Source organism: Massilia timonae (assembly GCF_001866515.1).
GTDB lineage: Bacteria > Pseudomonadota > Gammaproteobacteria > Burkholderiales > Burkholderiaceae_D > Telluria > Telluria timonae.
In genome coordinates this window covers 2982827-3003228 of sequence record NZ_JRYB01000001.1, presented here as the reverse complement: position 1 = coordinate 3003228, position 20402 = coordinate 2982827, and the positions used below count along the sequence as shown (strand labels likewise).

Genomic DNA, 20402 nt, shown 5'->3' with positions numbered 1-20402 from the left:
AGCATTTTTGCAAATTTTATTTGCATGATGTATCAACGGAAATTTGTGTTGGAATGCGGTGCTACACTCGCCGGCTTCCCCTCAGCTTTCCCGCTCCACGATGACTGCCTTCCCCTTCCTCGCCCGCGCCGCCCGTCAGGCAGGCGCCCTCGCTTTCGCGCTCGCGCTTGCCCTGCCCGCTTCCGCCCAGGTCCCTGTCGTCGGCAACGCCCCGTATCCGGGCACGATCGCGCTGCACGTCGACGCCAGCAACCTGTCGCAGCAGATCTTCAGCATGCGGCTGTCGATGCCGGTGCAAGCAGGTCCGATGACGCTGCTCTATCCGCAGTGGGCGCCGGGCAACCATGGCCCCAATATTCCGCTGACCCAGCTGGCCGGCCTGAAGTTCAGCGCGGGCGGCAAGCCGCTCGAGTGGACGCGCGACCCGGTGCAGGTCCACGCCTTTCATGTGACGGTGCCGGAAGGCGCCACCGAACTGGTGGCCGAATACCAGTTCCTGTCGCCGCTGGACACCAGCCAGGGCCGCATCACGATGACCGACGACATCCTCGGCGTGCAGTGGCAATCGGTGGCGCTGTACCCGGCCGGCTACCACGCGCGCCGCATCACGGTGCAGCCGACGCTCACCCTGCCCGCCGGCTGGCAGTTCGCCAGCTCGCTGGCGGTGGAAAGCCGCACCGGCGACGAGGTGCGCTTCAAGCCGCACGACCTCGATACCCTGGTCGATTCGCCGCTGTTCGCCGGCAGGTACTTCAAGCGCATCGACCTGGCGCCGGGCGCCAAGAATCCGGTGATGCTGAACGTGGTGGCCGACAATCCCGAGAACCTGGAAGCGAAGCCCGAGCAGGTCGCGCTGCACCGCGCGATGGTCGACCAGGCCATCAAGCTGTTCGGCTCGCGCCACTACAAGCAGTACGACTTCCTGTTCGCGATCTCGGACGAATTCGGCGGCATCGGCCGCGAGCACCAGCAGTCGAGCGAGAACGGCGTGCGGCTCGGCTACTTCACCGACTGGGGCCGCAACGAAGCCGGCCGCGAACTGCTGCCGCATGAATTCGTGCACTCGTGGAACGGCAAGTTCCGCCGTCCCGCGGGCCAGGACGTGGCCAACTTCAACACCCCGCTGCAGAACGAGCTGCTGTGGGTGTACGAGGGCCAGACCCAGTTCTGGGGCAAGGTGCTGGCGGCGCGTTCCGGCCTGGTGTCGCAGAACCATGCGCGCGAAGCGCTGGCGATCGACGCGGCGCGCTACGACAACACGCAGGGCCGCGACTGGCGCGCGGTGCAGGACACGGTCAACGATCCGATCATCAACGGGCGCAAGCCGATCGGCTGGGGCAACTGGCAGCGCAGCGAGGATTACTACACCGAGGGCATGCTGATCTGGCTCGACGTCGACACCAGGATCCGCGAACTCTCGGGCGACAAGCGCAGCCTGGAAGACTTCGCGCGCGCCTTCTTCGGCGTCGAGGACGGCAGCATCGAGACGGTGTACTACACCTTCGACGACGTGGTGGCCGCCCTGGGCAAGGTGCAGAAGTTCGACTGGGCGCCGTTCCTGCGCGCGCGCCTGGACGGCCATGGCCCGGGCGCGCCGCTCGACGGCCTGGCCCGCGCCGGCTGGAAGCTGGTGTACGGCGACACCCCGAGCAATGCCGTGCGCGCTGTCGAAGAACGCAGCCGCAGCGCCGACTTCACCTATTCGCTCGGCTTCTCGGTGCGCAGCAATGGCGACGTCACCGGCGTGGTGTGGGACGGCGTGGGCTTCCGCGCCGGCCTGGCGGCCAACACCACCATCGTGGCCGTCAACAACCGCGTGTACAAGGGCGACGTGCTGAAGGCGGCGGTGCGCGCCAACAAGGACGGCAAGGCGCCGATCGCGCTCCTGGTACGCAAGGGAGACAACCTGCGCACCATCACGCTCGACTATCGCGACGGCCTGCGCTATCCGAAACTGGAGCGCATTCCAGGCACGAAGGATCGCCTGGACGCCCTGTTCAAGGCCGTCAAATAATCTTGACCTGTCTTGGCCGCTGCGGCTAAGATGGACTCATGACTTTCATCGTGACCTCCCCTGCCAGCTATTACGCCTACCGCACCTCGCGGCGGTAGGGGCTGTCACGCAACCCGGTCCGCCTCAGGCGGACCACGCATGGGCAATCGGTCATCCTGGGGCGTTCCACCACCAGGAAACCACATGACCCACTCTTCCGACCTCCCTGATTTGCTGCAGCTGCTGCAAGAACGCGGCTTCATCCACCAGTGCACCGACGCGACCGGACTGCGCCACGCCCTGGCCAGGCCGCTCACCGCCTACCTCGGCTTCGACGCCACCGCCGACAGCCTGCACGTCGGCCACCTGCAGGGCCTGATGCTGATGCGCTGGCTGCAGCGCGCCGGTCATCGTCCGCTGCTGCTGATCGGCGGCGCCACCACCCGCATCGGCGACCCGAGCTTTCGCGACACCTCGCGCCCGGTGCTGGACGCCGCCGCCATCGACGCCAATATCGCCGGCATCAAGGGCGCCTTCACGCGCTACCTTGGCCCGGATGTCAGCGTGGTCGACAACGCCGAATGGCTGGACGGCCTGGGCTACCTCGACTTTCTCGGGCAGGTCGGACGCCACTTCAGCGTCAACCGCATGCTGACCTTCGACGCGATCCGCTCGCGCCTGGAGCACTCGCTGTCCTTCCTCGAATTCGGCTACACCCTGCTGCAGGCCTACGATTTCGTCGAACTGGCGCGCCGCCACGGTTGCACGCTGCAGATCGGCGGCGCCGACCAGTGGGCCAACATCATCAACGGCATCGATCTCGGGCGACGTTCCGCCGGATTGGACCTGTACGGCCTGACGATGCCGCTGCTGGCCACCAGCGACGGCAGGAAAATGGGCAAGTCGGCTGACGGCGCGGTGTGGCTGAACGCCGATCGCCTGTCGCCCTACGGCTTCTGGCAGTTCTGGCGCAACGTCGACGACCGCGACGTGGAGCGCTTCCTGGCGCTGTTCACCGAGCTGCCGATGGACGAGGTGCGCAGGCTCGGCGCACTGCGGGGCGCGGAACTGAACGAGGCCAAGATCATTCTCGCCAACGAAGCGACGCGGCTGGCGCACGGGCAGGATGCGCTCGACACCGCGCAGCGCGCGGCGGCGGCGGCCTTCGGCGGCGCGGATCGGGGCGATATGCCGACGCATGCGATCGACGCTGCGCGCCGCGGCGCGGGCGTGACGCTGGCGGAACTGGCGGTGGAAGCGGGACTGGCGACATCGCGCGGCGCGGCGCGCCGCCTCGCTGCGGGCGGAGGCCTGCGGCTGGACGGCGTGGCGACGATGGATGCCGATGTGCCGCTGGCGAGCGATCGCGCCGAATGGGTGTTGTCCGCGGGCCGCAAGCAGCACGTGCGCATCGTGGTCGCGGCAGAAGAGCAGGAAATCTACTAGCCCTTCAAGCGCAGGCGCGCGATCATTGGCAGCAGTTGCCGATGCAGCTCGGGGGCGCCGCAGGCGATGACCGAGCCGCCGTGCTGCGGATCGCCGCCGTCCCAGCTGGTGATCACGCCGCCGGCGCCTTCGACCACGGGAATCAGGGCCTGCACGTCGTGGACGTCGAGGTGCGCTTCCAGCACCAGGTCGACCAGCCCATGGGCCAGCAGGCCGTAGGCATAGCAGTCGCCGCCGAAACGCACGATCTGCGCCTGCGAGGCGATGGCGTCGAACACGGATTGGTCCGCGACTTTCGCGCCGGCCGCCGGCACGGTGAGCATCACGCGCGCCTGCGCCAGGGTCGGGCAGCGGCGCGTGCGGATCGGCGCACCGTTGCACCAGGCGCCATGCGGCGTGCCGATGAAACGTTCGCGCGTGAACGGCTGGTCGATGACGCCGATGACGGGTTGTATTCCGTCGTTGAGGGCGATCAGCGTGCCCCAGATCGGCAGGCCGGTGACGAAGGCGCGCGTGCCGTCGATTGGGTCGAGCACCCACTTCCATGGACTGGCGCCGTCGACGCTGCCTTCTTCTTCGCCGACGATGCCGTGCCCGGGATAGCGGGTGGCGATCAGCTCGCGCATCGCCCGTTCGGCGGCGCGGTCGGCCACGGTGACCGGATCGAATACCGCCCCCTGGCCTTGCGCGGCCTTGTCCTCGACGACGAGGTCGGCGCGAAAGTGCGGCAGGATGGCGGCGCCCGCGGCGTCCGCCAGTTCTTCGGCAAACGCGCGCAGGACCTCCAGCTGCGCGGCGTCGACGCGCGTCACTTCCATTCGCCGCGCTGGTTCACCAGCGTCTTCCTGCCTTCGGTGACCACCAGGCGCCCGTCCGCGAACACGGTATAGCTCACGCGGCCCGACTTGAACACATAGCCCTGGAAGGCGCCGGGCGTGACGCCGTCGGCAGCAAGCGAGTGCATGGTCTTGCCGCGCAGGGTGATCGCCTTGCCCGACTTCTTGCTGGTGCCGACGTAGCGCACGTCGTCACAGGTGACGTTGCCCTCTTCGCACTGCTGCGTGATCCTGACGGTGAAGCCCGGCGTTTCCAGGGTCTGCTCTGCCTGGGCGTGGGCATGGGTCGACGCGGCCAGCGTCAGGGCAGCGATGGCTGCCAGGTTCGTGAATCGCTTCATGGGTCCTCCGGTCGGCTTCGATGGGCGGATTATGCCTTACCAGGACGGCGCGACCGTTCGCCGGGTTGCTCATGGCTCGACGCGGCCCAGGCGGTGCAAGGTGGCGGCCACGTGCTGGCCGAACATGCGGGCGGTCTTGATGTCGCCCGGAGGGAAGTCATGCGCCGGCGCGCCGTGTCCGGCCTGGGCCATCATGCCCGTCCACGATCCGAGCCGGTTCGCCGCTTCTGCCTCCGGCACGCCGGCATGCTGCTCGGGCAGGAACGGATTGCCGACCCAGAGCATCCCGTGCTGCATGCAGAAGGTGAGCATCGACAGCAGCGTCGACTGCTTGTCGCCGGCCGGCAGCGAAGACACGGTGAAGCCGGCCGCCAGCCGGCCTGCGAGGCGGCGCGAACGCCACAGTCCTCCGGTCGCATCCATGAACAGCTTGAACGGGCCGGAAACGCCGCCCAGATAGGTGGGCGAGCCGAAAATATAGCCGTCGTATTCGACCAGCATGGCGCTCTCGCGCGCCACGTCGGTGGCTTGCAGGAGCACGACGCTGGTACCGGGGACGGACTCGGCGCCGGCGGCCACTTGGCTGGCGATGTGCGCGGTGTGGCCATGTCCGCTGTGGTAGACCACGGCGAGCGTGCGGGCCGCTGGGGCGGACGACAGCGCTTGCGGCATCATCGCGCCACCCCGGCCACGAGCCTGGCGCACAGGTAGAGGGCGAAGCCGAACAGGATGTGGTTGGTCATGCTGCGCAGGCAGTTGCGCAGCGGCGTCGGCGTCCTGGAGGCGGCGATGCCAGCGCCCATGGCCGGCTGCATCACGAACAAGGGCGCCGTCACCGTGGCGAAACCAAAGGCCAGCGCCGGCGCCAGCTTCGGGTCGCGCAGCCAGTCGATGCCGGCCAGCGCCACCAGGGCGGCGGCGAAGCCGATGCCGATCGCGTAGTGCGCGATCCAGCCGAAGGCCGTTTCATGGCGCACCGGATGCGCCTTGCCAATCGCCGCATGGCGTACGCGACCGCGCAACAGGTGGCCGATCCAGCGTCCCAGCAGCGCCATGCCGAGCGTCGGCGTGCCGAGCCGGCGCAGCAGCGCCAGCCAGGCGTCGAGCAGCGCGGTGGCGCCGCAGCCGATGAGCACGATCGCGATGATCTGATTCCTCATGATGAATCTCCTGTGTGGTTGACGGGGCAAGCGATGCGTCTCACTATAGAAGTTGAAGTCAACTTCAAGTCAAGAGGGATTGCGTGGATATTGCTGAGGTCGCGAAACGAACGGGCGTGCCGGCATCGACGCTGCGTTACTACGACAAGCGGGGCCTGATCGTTTCAAACGGACGGCAGGGATTGCGGCGCACGTTCACGCCCGAGGTGCTGGACCGGCTGGCGCTGATCGCGCTGGGGCAGGCGGCGGGCTTGTCGCTGGACGAGATACAGGCGATGTTCGGAGGTGGATCGGAACCGGAGATCGACCGGCGCATGCTGGCGGCAAAGGCCGACGAGATCGACGCGCTGGTGCTGCGATTGACGGCGATGAGCAAGGGCTTGCGGCATGCGGCGGCTTGCCCGGCGCCCAGGCATATGGAATGTCCGACGTTCAAGCGGCTGCTGGCGGCGGCGGGATCTAGAGCCCTGGAGCGGCGCCATCGACTCGCGCCATCGCTCTCGCGAAGGCCCCCATCACCCGAATAATCCATGCAGGAACCAGCGCGGCGCGGCATCCTCGCCGGTGCCGTTGATGCGCTCGCGATAGATCCAGTACAGCGCGTGGTCTTGCCCCTCGGCGATGAAGTAGTCGCGCGTTTGCGTCTGGCTCCACCATCCGGCCTCGATGCGCTCGGGATTGGACGCCACCCGCAGCGGCGAACCGTAGAACGGCCGGTGGTCGCGCATCAGCAGCGCGATCGGCTTGGCCAGCAGCCAGGTCGGGCGCGGCAGGCTGCGCACGTCGGGCGGCATCTGCGCCGCGCGCGCGGCGGCGCTCACCTTCTGCTGCACCGGCACCCAGGCGTTGGCGACTTCGGGCCGGTAATCGGCCATCGGCAGCGCCTGCAAGACATTGTCTGCCCCCAGGCGCGCCACCAGCAGTTCGATCATGCGCATCCGGTCTTCTTCGCTGCCGCCGGGATCGGGGAACAGCGAGTCGGTCGGCGGCGCCATCGCCTGTAATTGCTGCGCCTCCAGGCCGATGCCGATCACGGGCGCCTCGAGTTCGAGCTTGGCCAGGCGCTCGCGCAGCAGGCGCAGCAGGTGTTCGTCGCGCCAGGTGGGTTCGGCCAGCGCCACCTCGACCAGGGTCGGTGGACGCGCCATGCGGCCGCGCTCGTGATCGAGCGACAGCCGGATGCGCTCGACCGCCAGCTGGCGCGCGCACAGCCAGCCCGTCATCTGCAGCACCAGGCGGTGGGCGCCGGCCAGCAGCAGCTCGGCCTGTTCGAGCCGGTCGAACAATTCGAGCCGCGCATGGAAACGCTCCGGCGGCGCGACCCACTGGAACAATTCGGCGTGCATGCCATAGGCGGCGTCGAGCATGTCGAGCAGGGCCCGCCCGCAGCGCCGCTGCAGGCCGGGACGCGGCAGGCGCCGCAGCTCGTCCAGGCGGCGGCAGCCGATGCCCTCGAACCAGCCGGCGAACGGCCGCGCCGGCGGCAGCAAGCCCACCGGCAAGCGGTCGAGGCGCCGCACCAGCGAGTCCATCGTGAGGGCGCGCCCCGCATTACGGCGCGCCAGCAGCCAGGCCCCGCGCGCGGTGGGCGCGCAGGCGACGCAGGCCGTGAAGCCGAGCGCCGCCATATTGGCGCGCACCCGCTCGCACAGGCGCCGGATGCCGCCGAACAGGCGCAAACTGGCGCCGATATCGAGCAGCAGCGTCGCTTCTTCGGCCAGCGCCACCTGCGGCGTGTATTGCAGCATGGTCATGGCCACCGCCTCCATGGCCTCGGCCTCGCGCTCATGGCTGCGCAGTTCGATGCGCGCCTCGGGCATCAGCATCAACACGCCGCCGCGGCGCATGCCGATCTGCACGCCGGCAGCGCGCGCCGCCGGCGACAGCGCCATCACCCGCTCCTGCTCGAGGATGACGCTGCCATGGTCGCGGCCCGGACCGCCATGGCCATCAGCGCCAGGCGCGCTGCCATCTGGTCCACCAACCGGGCCAATAACCGAGCCAACAACCGAGCCAACAACCGGGCCGATAACCGAGCCAACAACCGGCCCCCCAATCGGGCCACCGACAGCGCCGCCCGCCTCGCTCGCCTCACTGAACCAGCGTGGGCTGAAGACCTCGAGCGGTAGCTGGGGCAAATACAGGCCGATCCAGAGGCGCATGGCGTTGCAGTAGTGAAGATCCAAGAGGAAGGAACAGCGGCGCCTCGCGCTGCGGTCCCCGGCGTTTGACGAAGTCGATATTCATGCCGCCGGCCGCCGGCCGCAACGCAAGACGCAAAGGCGCGGGAGATGCATCTTGCGCCGCGGCCAGCGGGCGGAGCATGAAAAACAGCGTTTCGCCGCCTTGCGCCGCCAGGTGCAGGCGGCGCAGATTGTCGTTACGCATGTGGTTGGCCCAGAACAGCAAGGCGCCGCAACTGCCGCTACGCAACACCTGCTCGGCCGCCCAGAGTGCATCCGCGGTGCGCGTCGTGCGCAGCCACAGCAACTGGGATGGCTCCAGGCCGAGCGCGGCAAGCGCCAGGGCCTGGGGTGGATGGGGCGGCTGCAGCAGCACGATGCGGCGTTCGGCGCAGGCGGCCAGGGCCGGCCGCAGCAGGCGCATTTCGCCGATGCCGGGCTGCTGCAGGTGCAGGTCGACCAGGGTGCCGCCGGGCCAGCCGCCGCCGGGAAGCTGGCTCGAGAGCGTCGCGTGGCCGGTGTCGATGCAGCGCGTGTCGGCATGCGCCAGCTGCGACGCGCGCCACAGCGATGGGTGCACTGCCTCGGGTGCGGCAAGGATGGCTGAATGGGTCATGTCAGGCTTATCAGACAAATACTGTATAAACGTACAGTACTCGCTGAAGTCGCGTTTTGCAAGACCTATTCATTTTGGCTATACCAATTGGGTCACTGGTATTGACTAAAATTAAACGTCTTGTTGCTTATTCACTCGTCGGAGCCGCAGCGCCCTCGCTGCGCGCCACCCTTCCAGCGCCCACACGACGGCCCAGGCATACAGCGCGAGCGCGACGAACAGGCTCACCCGCACGAGGGAGGCGTGACCGACGTCCTTCCCCACCACGCTGTCCTCGATGGCCGGGCCCAGCAGGATCAGCATGGTCACCAGGGCATTGCTCCAGAACGAGGGCGGCAGCGCCGAGGCCTCCAGGCCGAAGATCCGGGCCCCGCTCCAGAGCGCCGCGGCGGCCATCCACAGCACCAGCATCCACAGGGTCGGCAACATCGCCAGGCCGAACCAGGCCAGGGTCGCCATGCCCGCTCCCGCCAGGGTCGAACCGACCAGTATCCGCCCCGCCGAACGGGCGCCGGTGGCGCCGGCCTGCTGGCCCAGCAGCACCGACTTGATGATGGCCGACAGATAGAAGGCCGGGTTGACCAGGGCCAGCACCAGCACCGGCATGACCACCAGCGTGGCCTGCACGGCGCGCCATCTGGCCGTGTGCGCGGCGACGGCGGGGAGCGCCGGCCTGGCGGCGGGGTCCGCTCCATCGGGGAACAAGGCATGCGACAGGCTGCCGACCAGCACGCCGACACCCAATCCCAGCGCGATGGCGGTGCTGATCGCCGGCACCAGGGCCTGGTCGGCCACGCCGGCCACCGGCACCAGGGTGAAGGCAATCGCCACGATATTCGCCAGCGGGCTGCCGCTTTGCAGGCCGATGAAGAATACCGTGTACAGCAACAGCGCCGTCAACAGCATCGCGACGCTGGCGTAATGCTCCAGCAGCGGCACCATCAGCACGCCGGCCGCCAGCACCGCGGCGATCAGCAGGGCCACCACCATCCCCTTGAGCAGGGGCATCGGCGGTCCCGGCTTGCTCAGCATCAGCACCGTCATGACGCACAGCACGAACGGCGACGACAGCGCCAGGCCATAGGCGAGCAGCACGGCCAGCGCCAGGCCGGTCGCCAGCCGCAAGACCGCCTTGTCAGCGCGCTCCATCGTCAATAAAGATAAGAAAGGTAGCTCATCAGGCGGATGAAGACGGCGCCCAGCCAGTTCATCACGGCATGGTCATCCGTATACACCAGCACGTCGGCCTGCCCGCCGATCCTGGCCGCGCGCAGCTGCGCGCGTTCGGACGGGTCGAATTCCACGGCGACCGGGAAGCGCTGGGCCTGACGCAGCCAGTCGCGGCTGTTGTCGATCTCGGGCAAGGTGCCGGCCTTGGCCTCCCGGCCCGCATTGACCCCGCTGCCCACGCTGCGCACCCGCCCCTTCAGCACCTTGCCCGGCACGACGTCGAGCACGATCGCGACCTCGTCGCCCGGCGCGATATTGCCGAGGTTATTCTCGGTCATGTCGGCGCTGATCCAGAGGTCGTGCACGGCGATCAGGGTCATCGCCGCCGAGCCAGGCTGCAAGACCTGGCCGACATCGGTGCGCAAGTCGGTCACCAGGCCGCGCGCGGGCGCGGTCACGGCCGTACGCTCCAGATCGAGCTCGGCCTTCTCGACCGCCGCGCGGGCGCTCAGCAGCTGCGCATTGCGCTCCCCTTCGTCGCCGGCCGCCTCTTCGGCGCGGCGCAGCTCCGCCTGGGCGGCGATTTCCTGGCTGCGCGCCGTGGCCAGCGACGCGCGCGCGTTCTGGACCCGGCGGATCGACAGCGCGCCGGGGTCTTCGGCAAAGATCTGCTCCAGCCGGCCCGCATCCTGCTTGGCGAACACATGCATGGCCCTGGCGGCCTGCAGCGCCGCATCGGCCGCCTTGACCGCCAGCGCCGAGGCATTCACCGAACGCCGCACCGATTCATAGTCCGCCAGGCTGCGCCGCAGGGCGATGCGGTAGGTGCTGGGGTCGATATGGAACAGGAGCTGCCCTTCCTCCACCTCGTCGTTGTTCTTGACGTAGACCTCCTGCACCATGCCCGTCACCTCGGACGCCACCGGCACCACGAAGGCTTGCACCCGGGCCTGCGAGGTGTATGGCGTCAGGCGATCCGCCACCAGATACCAGCCCAGGCTGGCCACGATCAGCGCCAGCACGATGGTCAAGCCCAGCCGGCTTTTCCTGCCCGGCCGCGCCGGCGCCGGCGCGCCCGATGCGGCCGGGATGGGCGTCGGCGCCGCGTCGCCGGGCGGCGCCGTCTGTTCGAGCTTGACCGGTTCCGGGCTCATGGGTTGTGCTCCCCGCCGGGCGCCGGCAAGGGCGCGCGCAGGACGTCTTTCCAGTCGCTGCGCCGCTCCATGACGGCGCGGGTCGCCTCGTCCATCGGCGGCCGGCTCCTGCCCTGTTCCCAGCCGCCGCCCATTGCTTTATAGAGGGCGATCAGGTTCTGCACCAGGCTGCCCCGGGTCGTGGCCAGGAGCTCCTGCTGGCTATACAGGACGCGCTGCGAATCGAGCACGCGCTGGAAATCGGTCAAGCCCTCGCGATACTGGAAGCTGGCGATATCCAGCGACCGCTGGGCGGCCTTGACGCCATCGGCCAGCAGCACGATCTGCGCGCCCGTCCGGGCAAAGCCGGCGGCAGCATCGTCGACCTCGCGCGCCGCATTCAGCACCGCGCCCTGGTACTGCTCATAGAGCTGCTGGAAGCGGGCATCCTGCACCAGCACGCCGTTGTTCAGGCGGCCATGGTCGAACACATTCCACAGCAGGCCCGATCCGAGCGCCCAGTTCAGCACCCGCGGCGCGCCATCGAGCGAGGTGGCCGACAGGCCCACCGATCCCAGCAGCGAGATCGAGGGATAGAGCTCGGCCGCGCTCACGCCGATCAGGGCCGACTGGGCCGCAAGCTGCATCTCCACCGCCCGCACATCCGGCCGCCGCCGCAGCAGATCGGCGGGCAGCTCGGTGATCAGGTCGGCCGCCACGTCGACCGGCAGCCTGGTCATCGTGTGCCGCCCTTCCTCCCTTGCGTTCATCTCGGGCAGCGGGCCCGGCGCGCGCGCCAGCAGCGTGCTCAAGGCGTTCTGCGCCTGGCGCAGGCCGATCTCGAGCGGAGGGATCGTGGCGAGGGTGCCCAGGTACAAGGTCCGGGCCTGCTGCACATCCAGCTCGGCCTCGTTACCGCCGCGGAACAGAAGCTCGGTGATCTGCAGGCTGCGTAATTGCAAGGCCGCATTGTCGCGCGCGATCGCCAGCCGCGCCTCGGTGGTGAGGATCGTGTAATACAGGCTGGCCACCTGGGCCGCCATCAAGACCTGCACGTCGTCGTAGCGGGCGATGCTGGCCAGGTAACCGGCGTCGGCCGCCTCGATGCCGCGCTTGAACTTGCCCCAGAAATCGAGCTCCCAACTGATGTCGACACTGGTGTTGAAGTCGGTCAGGGTGCTGTCCGGCCCTCCTGCCCGCCGCTGTCCCACGCGCAGCAGCTCGCTCCTGAACTGTTGCCCCTGCGGATAGAGCGTGCTGCCGGCGATCCCGAGCTCGGCGCGTGCTTCCATGATGCGCAGGCCGGCGGCGCGCACCGTGGGGTTCACGCGCTGCGCCTCGGCGATCAGCGCGTCGAGCACGGCATCATCGAAGCTGCGCCACCATTGCTGGACCGATGCGCTCCCCTGCGCGCCGGCGCGCGGGTCCAGGGAGGCCAGCGAGCCGCCGTCCCAGCCGGCCAGCGCGGCCGGCATGCCGGGGCGTTCGAAGTCGGGCCCGACCGTCGTGCAGGCGCCCAGCAGCGCCGCGCCCGCCAGCGCCAGCGCGCCCCTGCCCGACCGCTTCCCGAGCGCGCCGCACACGGCTACTCCGGCGGCGCCGCCGCAGGCACGGACACAGGCGCCGGCGCAGGCGCTGGCGGCGCCACGGCATCGGGGCTGTTCGCCACCCACCACATGAAGGCCTGGTAGCTCAGGGCAAAGAAGACCGCGCCGACGAACATGCCCAGCAGGCCGGCGCTGGCCAGGCCGCCCAGCGCGCCGAGCAGGATCACGGGCATCGGCGCATCCACGCCGCGTCCCAGCAGGAGCGGCTTGAGCACATTGTCGAGCGAGCCGGCGACCAGGAGCAGCACGGAATACGTGATCGCCTGTGTGCTGCTGTAATCCCCGCTGGTCCAGATATAGATAATCACCGGCAAGGTCGCCAGGATGGCCGGCACCTGCACGATGCCCAGCACCAGGATGAGCAGGGACAGCAGGCCGGCGAACGGCACGCCGGCGATGATGAACACCAGCCCGATCACGATGGCCTGGATGAAGGCCACGCCCAGCACGCCCAGGGCCACCGCCCGGATGGTCGCCGTGCACAGCACGGCGAACTCTTCGCCGCGCTCGAAGCCCACCATGCGCACGAAGATGGCCCGGATGCCGTTGGCGCTGGCCCGGCCCCAGGCCATGATGATGCCGGCGACGATGAACGAGAACAGGAACAGCAGCATCGCGCCGGCGATGCTGGCCACCACCTGCAGCGCCCTCCTGGTCAGGTCCGCCACTTGCGCATGCCTGCTGCGCAGCAGCGCCGGCAAGTCGGTATAGGCCTCCGACCACACTTCGTGGATGCGCTTGCCGACCAGCGGCCATTCGGCCACGTTGGGCGACGGCGCGGGCACCTTCAGGGTGCCGGCGCGGACGCTGGCGACGGCGTTCTGCAGCGATTCGCCGAGCGAGGTCATCAGGATCGCCGTCGGCACCCCGATCACCACGATGGCGACCAGCACCAGCAGGGTGGCCGCCAGCCCCTGCTTGCCGCGCAGGCGCTGCGCCAGCTTCTGGTGCGCCGGATACAGGGTCACCGCCAGGATGATCGACCAGGCCACCAGCGCCAGGAAGGGAGCGAAGATGCGATAGCTCAGCAGCGCCAGCCCGAACACGATGCCGGCCCGGATGAACACATCCAGCAGCTTCCTCGACAGGCGTTCTTCGAGGTTGCTATCGAGCTCGTAGGGTGCGTTCACGGGGCGGTCCTTTTCTATCGTTGCCTACTCCATGAACCACCCATGGCTCACGATCAGCGACTGGCCGGTGAGCGCATTCGAGGGGAAGGCGGCGAAGAACAGCGCGACCCGGGCCACATCCTGGACCGTCGTGAACTCGCCGTCGACGGTTTCCTTGAGCATCACGTTCTTGATGACCTCATCCTCGGAAATGCCCAGCTCGCGCGCCTGCTCCGGAATCTGCTTGTCGACCAGCGGCGTGCGCACGAAACCCGGCGCGATCAGGTTGGCGCGCACCCCATGCTTCGCGCCTTCCTTGGCCACGACCCTGGTCAGGCCTTCCAGTCCATGCTTGGCCGTGACATAGGCCGACTTGAGCACCGACGCTTCTTTCGAGTGCACGGAACCGATATAGATGATGCTGCCGCCACGGCCGCCCGCGTACATATGCCGCACGCAGGCGCGCGTGGTCAGGAAGGCGCCGTCGAGGTGGATCGCCAGCATCTTGCGCCAGTCGATGAACGGAAACGCCTCGATCGGATGCACGATCTGGATGCCCGCATTGCTCACCAGGATATCGATGCCGCCCCATTGCGCGACCACCGCCTCGATGCCGGCCTCGACCTGGGCTTCATTGGCGACGTCCATGCCCACGCCCAGCGCCTGGTGGCCGGCGTCGCGCATCCCGGCCGCGGCAAGCTCGGCCGCTTCCAGGTCGAGGTCGGCGATGGCGATGCGCGCGCCTTCGCGCGCATAGGTGAGCGCGATTTCCTTGCCGATGCCGCTGGCGGCGCCGGTGATGACAGCAACCTTTCCTTCGAGCTTCATGAGGCCCCCGTGGAATGTCTGTCACATGCTCGACCGCTTGCACGGTTCAGACAATTGGACCTTGGTCGCATGATCCAGACAAGACGGGCGCCGCGCCTTGTTGTTTGACGTACTGGCACCATCTGCATGGTTTGCCCCCTGAGGGCGCACGATGACCACCGAAAACGGAGGCGCCATGGATGACGACATTCTGGTCAGCAAGGCCGGCACCATCGAACGCTGCTGCCGGCGTGCCCGCGACGAGTATGAAAAAGACCCAAATACTTTCCCTGATGACATCACGCGCCAGGACGCCGCCACCCTGAACGTGATCCGCGCCTGGGAAGCGGCGATCGAGATGGGCGACTATGTGATCGGCAACGCCCGCCTCGGCCTGCCGCAGGACGAGCGCGAAGTCATCACCCTGCTGGCGGAACATGGCTGGATCACGCCCACCCTGGCCGAAGACCTCAAGCGCACCGGCGAGTTCTGCCGCGCCGAATGGGATCATCAGGCGTCGCCGCTGCCGGCGCTGGTGACCATCATCAAACGCGGCCTCGACGATTTCACCGATTATTCGGCCGCCCTGGTGGGCGGTGTACGACTCATCGAATAAACTTATCCCCCAGTTGTCGGCGCGAAAAACAGGCGCCAACTGGTATGATTCGCCTTTTTCCGGGGGTGGCTCTCCCATTGTCCGACATGACAGGCAGCCATCCCGCACCTGATTACCAAGAAAAAAATGAGCACACCTTCCAATCTGCCTGGCTTCTTCAGCCGCCTGTCGATCGCCTTCGGCGCCCTGTTCAAGTCGCTCGGCGACGCCGAGTTCGCCGCGCGCGTGCGCGATGACGGCGTCGGCCCGACCGCCGCGCCGGCGCCTGCGCCCGTCCCGCCTCCAGCTCCAGCACCAGCTCCAGCACCTACCCCGGCCCCGGCGCCACTGCGCGCCCCGACCCCGGATTCGGCCCTGCAACTGCTGAGCCTATTCCAGCGCGAAGCGCGCCTGATCGATTTCGCCCACGAAAACCTGTCCGCCTATTCGGACGCCGACATCGGCGCCGCCGCCCGCGTCGTGCACGAAGGCTGCGCGCGCGTGCTGCGCGAGCATTTCGCGATCGAACCGGTCCGCACCGAGGCAGAAGGCAGCCGCCTCACCCTGAACGAAGGTTTCGACGCCGCCAGCGTGCGCCTCACCGGCAACGTGGTCGGCAAGGCGCCGTTCACCGGCACCTTGAGCCATCGCGGCTGGCGCGCTTCCAAGGTCACGCTGCCGCAGCTGGCCGAGAGCCACGATGCGCGCGTGCTGGCCCCGGCGGAGGTGGAACTGTGAGCCAGCTTGACAACGCACGCTATGCCATCGGCATCGACCTGGGCACCACCCACAGCGCCCTCTCGTATGTCGACCTGCAGGCCAGCGACGGCGAGAAGGCCGTCGAGTCGGTGCTGCCGATCCCGCAGCTGACCGCGCCCGGCACGATCGAGGCGCTGCCGCTGCTGCCGTCATTCCTCTACCTGCCGCATCCGGACGAGATGCCGGCCGGCGAACGCGCCCTGCCCTGGAGCCAGGGCGAAGAAACCGCGGTGGCCGGCGAAATGGCGCGCAGCCGCGGCGCCACCACGCCGATCCGCCTGGTGTCGTCGGCCAAGAGCTGGCTGTGCCATCCCGGCGTGGACCGCCGCGCCGCGATCCTGCCGCAGGACGCGCCGGACGAAGTGCCGCGCGTGTCGCCATTGGCCGCATCGACCCGCTACCTCGAACACCTGCGCCAGGCCTGGAACGCGGCGCACCCACAAGCGCCGTTCGACCAGCAATCGGTCACGGTCACCATCCCCGCCTCGTTCGACCCGGCCGCGCGCGAACTGACCGCGGAAGCGGCGCGCCAGGCCGGCTTCGCGCCCACCCTGCTGGAAGAGCCGCAGGCGGCCCTGTACAGCTGGATCCAGGGCAGCGGCGGCCGCTGGCGCAAGCAAGTGCAGCCGGGCGACATCATCCTGGTGGTCGACGTCGGCGGCGGCACCAGCGACTTCTCGCTGATCGCGATCCTGGAACGCGACGGCAAGCTCGAACCGCACCGCGTGGCCGTGGGCGACCACATCCTGCTGGGCGGCGACAATATGGACCTGGCCCTGGCCCACTTCGTGGCGCGCAAGCTGGCTACCAACGGCACCCAGCTCGACGCCTGGCAGATGCGCGCCCTCACCTACGGCTGCCGCAGCGCCAAGGAAGAACTGCTGGCTAACCCCAACGCTACCACCCATCCGATCGTGGTGCCGAGTCGCGGCTCGAAGCTGATCGGCGGCTCGATCCGCACCGAACTCACGCGCGAAGAAGTCACGTCCTTCATCACCGATGGCTTCTTCCCGCGCGTCGAAGCATCGGCGCGTCCTGCCGTGCGCGCCCGCGCCGGCCTGACCCAGCTCGGCCTGCCATATGCGCAGGACGCCGCGATCACGCGCCACCTGGCCGCCTTCCTGGCGCGCCAGGCCGGCGCCACCGCCGAACTCGAAGGTTTCCAGGGCCGCGTGAATGCGGAACACACCTTCCTGCATCCGAGCGCGGTGCTGTTCAACGGCGGCGTGTTCAAGTCCGGCATCCTGGCCCAGCGCGTGATGGACACCATCAACGACTGGCTGTACATGGAAGGCGCGGAGCCAGCGCGCATGCTCGAAGGCGCCGACCTCGACCTGGCCGTCGCGCGCGGCGCGGCCTATTTCAGCTACGCGCGGCGCGGCGGCGGCGTGCGCATCCGCGGCGGCACGGCGCGTTCCTACTACGTCGGCGTCGAATCGTCGATGCCGGCCATCCCCGGCATGGAGCCACCGCTGGAAGCCTTGTGCGTGGCGCCGTTCGGCATGGAAGAAGGCAGCGAACTCGAATTGCCCGGCCAGGAATTCGGCCTGGTGATCGGCGAGCCGGTGACTTTCCGCTTCTTCGGTTCGACCACCCGCCGCCAGGACCGCATCGGCGACGTGCTCGAGTTCTGGGGTCCGGAAGAGCTGCAGGAACTGAACGAGATCCAGGCTACCTTGCCGGCTGAAGGCCGTGTGGCGGGCGAAGTCGTGCAGGTGAAACTGCATGCACTGGCCACTGACGCCGGTACGCTGGAACTGGCCGCCGTCGCCCGTGACGGCCAGCGCTGGAAGGTCGAGTTCGACGTTCGTACTGTCTCCGACGCACAGTGACGTACCTGGTAGGCATCGACCTCGGCACCACGAATACGGTGCTGGCCTTTGCCCGTGACGGCAAAGGCGCGGTCGAGCTGTTTTCGGTCGACCAGCTGGTGGCGCCCGGCGAAGTCGCCGGCGCGCCGCTGCTGCCGTCGATGCGCTACCACCCGGGCGCGGACGAACTCGCGCCCGGTGAACTGCAACTCCCCTGGAATGCCCTCGATGTGGCCGGCGTCGAACGCGTCGCGCTCGGCCGCCTGGCGCGCGCGCTCGGCGCGGCCACGCCGGGGCGCCTGGTGGCCAGCGCCAAGAGCTGGCTGTCGCATCCCGGCGTCGACCGCATGGCGCCCATCCTGCCCTGGGGCGCCGACGGTGACGTCGCCAAGGTGTCGCCGGTGGCGGCCAGCGCCAGCTACCTGGCCCACCTGCGCGCCGCATGGAACACGCGCTTCCCCAAGCAGCCGCTGGAACGCCAGCAGATCGTGCTCACGGTCCCCGCCTCGTTCGACGAAGGCGCGCGGGCGCTGACGCTGGAGGCGGCGAAGCAGGCCGGCCTGCCGGACGTGCGCCTGCTGGAAGAACCGCAGGCCGCGCTGTACGACTGGCTGTACCGCCATCGCGCCGACCTGGCGCAGGACCTCGGAGATGCGCGCCTGGTGCTGGTGGCCGACGTCGGCGGCGGCACCACCGACTTCAGCCTGGTCAAGGTCGAGGCCAGGGATGGCGAGCCGCTGCTCACCCGCATCGGCGTGGGCAACCACCTGATCCTGGGCGGCGACAATATGGACCTGGCGCTGGCCCACCTGGTCGAAGCGCGCATGGCCGAACAAGCCGGCGAAGACGCCACGCGCAGCCGCCTGTCGAGCGCGCGCCTGGCCCAGCTCACCGAACGCTGCCGCGCCGCCAAGGAACAGCTGCTGGCCGACGATGCGCCCGACCACGTCACCGTCACCCTGCTCGGCGCCGGCAGCCGCCTGATCGGCGCCAGCCGCAAGGCCGACTTGCGGCGCGCGGACATCGAGCGCATCGTGCTCGATGGCTTCTTCCCGCTCAATGCGGCGCAAGAGGATGCCAAACGCGCGCGCGCCGGCATCGTCGAATTCGGCCTGCCGTATGCGAGCGACCCGGCCATCACGCGCCACCTGGCGGGCTTCCTGCGCCAGCACGCGGCCGCCGCGCGCGAGGCGCTTGGCCTGCCCGACGATGGCGCGCTGCCGGTGCCCGACACCGTGCTGCTCAACGGCGGCGTGTTCAGGGGCGCGGCGCTGGCGCAGCGGCTGGTCGATACCTTGACGGCATGGCGCGGTACTCCTGTACGCGTGCTGCACAACGAAAACCCCGACATCGCCGTCGCCCGCGGCGCCGTGGCCTATACGCTGGCGCGCCAGGGCCTGGCGCCAGCCATCGAAAGCGGCGCCGCGCGCAGCTATTACCTGCTGCTCGATGGCGAGGCGCAAGGAGACAGGTTGCGCACCGTTTGCCTGCTCCCGCGCGGCACGCCAGCCGCGCTCGAGGTGGCGCTGGCGGACCGCAGCTTCGCGTTGCGCGTGGGCCGTCCGGTGCGCTTCCACTTGGTGTCGACCATCGCCGACAGCGGCGCGCCGCCGCAGGCCGGCGACCTGGTCGACCTCGATCCATCCGAGGTGGTGCGCCTGCCGGCGATCGCCACCGTGCTGCGCGCCGCGCGCGGCGCGCCAAGCGAGACCCCGGTGCGGCTGGTCACGACGCTGAGCGAAGTCGGCACGCTCGACGTGCATTGCGTGGCCGAGGATGGCGGCCAGCGCTGGCAGCTCGCCTTCCAGCTGCGCGGCGAGGACGACGGCGACACGCAGGAAGAAGTGCTGCCGCTCGAACTCGACGCCGCGATCGAGAAGATCGAGCGCGTGTTCGGCGCCCGCTCGAAACAGGTCGACCCGAAGGAAGTGAAACAGTTGCGCGCCGGCCTGGAGCACCTGCTGGGCGGGCGCGAGCGCTGGACCACGCCCCTGCTGCGGCGCCTGTTCGACGCCCTGCTGGCGCGCGCGAAAGGCCGGCGGCGCTCGGTCGAGCACGAGCGCGCCTGGCTGAACCTGGCCGGCTACTGCCTGCGCCCCGGCTTCGGCCATCCGCTCGACGAATGGCGCATGGAGCAGCTGTGGGCGATGTTCGAGGGCGGCGTCCAGCACCACAAGGACAGCCAGGTGCGCGCCGAATGGTGGACGCTGTGGCGCCGGGTGGCGGGCGGCCTGTCGACCGAATCCCAGCTGCGCGTGCTGGACGATTTCGCCTTCAACCTGCAGGCCGACGAATCGGAGCGCGGACGCCGGCCGGTCACCCTGGTCGACGGCAGCGAGGAAGACATGCTGCGCGTCGGCGCCTCGCTCGAACGCATCCCGTCCGCCTACAAGGCCGAGATCGGGGAATGGCTGCTGGGCCAGATCGAAGCCATCCCGTCCGCCGGCAAGCTCGATGCGCGCGCCGGCGCGCGCTATGGCCGCTACCTGTGGGCCCTGGGCCGGGTCGGCGCGCGCCAGTCGTTCCAGTCGAGCGCCCACGAAGTGGCGCCGCCCGACGTGGCAGAAAACTGGCTGGGAAAACTGCTGCAACTGGACTGGCGCAAGGTGGAGCCGGCTGGCTTCGCCGCCGCCCACATCGCGCGCATGACGGGCGACCGCTCGCGCGACATCGGCGAGGAAGTGCGTGCGGACGTGCTGCGCCGGCTGGCCGCCAGCGGCGCGCCGCCGATGTGGACGGCGATGGTGCGCGAGGTGGTGGAGCTGGACCAGGCGGTCGAGACGCGCCTGCTGGGCGATGCCCTGCCGCCGGGATTGAAGCTGCTGCGCTGACGCCG

General features: G+C 69.0%; 18 protein-coding genes. 7 read left to right on the top strand and 11 right to left on the bottom strand.

The window, feature by feature from the left end; all coding sequences use genetic code 11:
- Positions 1-100 precede the first annotated feature (100 nt).
- Both LO55_RS12925 and tyrS read left to right on the top strand, forming a co-directional pair.
- The gene (locus LO55_RS12925) at positions 101-2014 is read left to right on the top strand and encodes a M61 family metallopeptidase (protein ID WP_071361757.1); all 1914 of its coding nucleotides are present in this window, start codon (positions 101-103) and stop codon (positions 2012-2014) included.
- A gap of 183 nt (positions 2015-2197) precedes the next feature.
- A complete protein-coding gene (gene tyrS / locus LO55_RS12920) occupies positions 2198-3439 on the top strand; it encodes a tyrosine--tRNA ligase (protein ID WP_071361756.1) in 1242 nt (413 codons plus the stop codon).
- Here the strand turns inward: tyrS and hisN are convergent.
- The 4 genes from hisN to LO55_RS12900 all read right to left on the bottom strand — a co-directional run bounded on the left by hisN (position 3436) and on the right by LO55_RS12900 (position 5776).
- The gene (hisN, locus tag LO55_RS12915; protein ID WP_071361755.1) at positions 3436-4257 is read right to left on the bottom strand and encodes a histidinol-phosphatase; all 822 of its coding nucleotides are present in this window, start codon (positions 4255-4257) and stop codon (positions 3436-3438) included. The genes tyrS and hisN overlap by 4 nt on opposite strands.
- Positions 4248-4616, bottom strand: coding sequence for a hypothetical protein (locus LO55_RS12910; protein WP_071361754.1), 369 nt, complete (start codon positions 4614-4616; stop codon positions 4248-4250). The genes hisN and LO55_RS12910 overlap by 10 nt, the downstream gene beginning before the upstream one ends.
- Positions 4617-4685: 69 nt before the next feature.
- Positions 4686-5291: a flavodoxin family protein gene (locus LO55_RS12905; protein WP_071361753.1), complete on the bottom strand. Its 606-nt coding sequence runs from the start codon at positions 5289-5291 to the stop codon at positions 4686-4688.
- Entirely contained in the window at positions 5288-5776 is a 489-nt protein-coding gene (locus LO55_RS12900) for a DUF2938 family protein (protein ID WP_071361752.1), read from the bottom strand. The genes LO55_RS12905 and LO55_RS12900 overlap by 4 nt, the downstream gene beginning before the upstream one ends.
- 83 nt (positions 5777-5859) lie before the next feature.
- Between LO55_RS12900 and LO55_RS12895 the strand changes: the two genes are divergently transcribed.
- Complete coding sequence (locus tag LO55_RS12895; protein WP_071361751.1) at positions 5860-6303, top strand: helix-turn-helix domain-containing protein; 444 nt, start codon at positions 5860-5862, stop codon at positions 6301-6303.
- Here the strand turns inward: LO55_RS12895 and LO55_RS12890 are convergent.
- The 7 genes from LO55_RS12890 to LO55_RS12855 all read right to left on the bottom strand — a co-directional run bounded on the left by LO55_RS12890 (position 6292) and on the right by LO55_RS12855 (position 14422).
- The gene (locus LO55_RS12890; RefSeq protein WP_083415590.1) at positions 6292-7689 is read right to left on the bottom strand and encodes a Y-family DNA polymerase; all 1398 of its coding nucleotides are present in this window, start codon (positions 7687-7689) and stop codon (positions 6292-6294) included. The genes LO55_RS12895 and LO55_RS12890 overlap by 12 nt on opposite strands.
- 178 nt (positions 7690-7867) lie before the next feature.
- Complete coding sequence (imuA, locus tag LO55_RS12880; RefSeq protein ID WP_005662877.1) at positions 7868-8575, bottom strand: translesion DNA synthesis-associated protein ImuA; 708 nt, start codon at positions 8573-8575, stop codon at positions 7868-7870.
- A 111-nt stretch (positions 8576-8686) separates the two neighbouring features.
- The gene (locus tag LO55_RS12875; protein WP_071361748.1) at positions 8687-9724 is read right to left on the bottom strand and encodes a DUF2955 domain-containing protein; all 1038 of its coding nucleotides are present in this window, start codon (positions 9722-9724) and stop codon (positions 8687-8689) included.
- A 2-nt stretch (positions 9725-9726) separates the two neighbouring features.
- Positions 9727-10899 (bottom strand): HlyD family secretion protein, encoded by a 1173-nt coding sequence (locus tag LO55_RS12870; RefSeq protein WP_083415316.1) that lies wholly within the window; start codon positions 10897-10899, stop codon positions 9727-9729.
- Complete coding sequence (locus LO55_RS12865; protein WP_071361747.1) at positions 10896-12461, bottom strand: efflux transporter outer membrane subunit; 1566 nt, start codon at positions 12459-12461, stop codon at positions 10896-10898. The genes LO55_RS12870 and LO55_RS12865 overlap by 4 nt, the downstream gene beginning before the upstream one ends.
- A 2-nt stretch (positions 12462-12463) precedes the next feature.
- Entirely contained in the window at positions 12464-13615 is a 1152-nt protein-coding gene (locus LO55_RS12860) for an AI-2E family transporter (protein ID WP_071361746.1), read from the bottom strand.
- Between the two features lie 24 nt (positions 13616-13639).
- A complete protein-coding gene (locus LO55_RS12855) occupies positions 13640-14422 on the bottom strand; it encodes a 3-hydroxybutyrate dehydrogenase (protein ID WP_071361745.1) in 783 nt (260 codons plus the stop codon).
- A gap of 175 nt (positions 14423-14597) precedes the next feature.
- Here LO55_RS12855 and hepT point away from each other — a divergent pair, with 175 nt between their 5' ends.
- The 4 genes from hepT (at position 14598) to LO55_RS12835 (ending at position 20397) form a co-directional block, all read left to right on the top strand.
- On the top strand, positions 14598-15017 hold the full coding sequence (gene hepT, locus LO55_RS12850; RefSeq protein ID WP_071363778.1) for a type VII toxin-antitoxin system HepT family RNase toxin: 420 nt from the start codon (positions 14598-14600) through the stop codon (positions 15015-15017).
- A 126-nt stretch (positions 15018-15143) separates the two neighbouring features.
- A complete protein-coding gene (locus tag LO55_RS12845; protein WP_071361744.1) occupies positions 15144-15734 on the top strand; it encodes a DUF2760 domain-containing protein in 591 nt (196 codons plus the stop codon).
- Positions 15731-17587, top strand: coding sequence for an Hsp70 family protein (locus LO55_RS12840; RefSeq protein ID WP_071361743.1), 1857 nt, complete (start codon positions 15731-15733; stop codon positions 17585-17587). Before LO55_RS12845 ends, LO55_RS12840 begins: the two co-directional genes overlap by 4 nt.
- Positions 17584-20397 (top strand): Hsp70 family protein, encoded by a 2814-nt coding sequence (locus tag LO55_RS12835; RefSeq protein ID WP_071361742.1) that lies wholly within the window; start codon positions 17584-17586, stop codon positions 20395-20397. Before LO55_RS12840 ends, LO55_RS12835 begins: the two co-directional genes overlap by 4 nt.
- Positions 20398-20402: the final 5 nt, after the last annotated feature.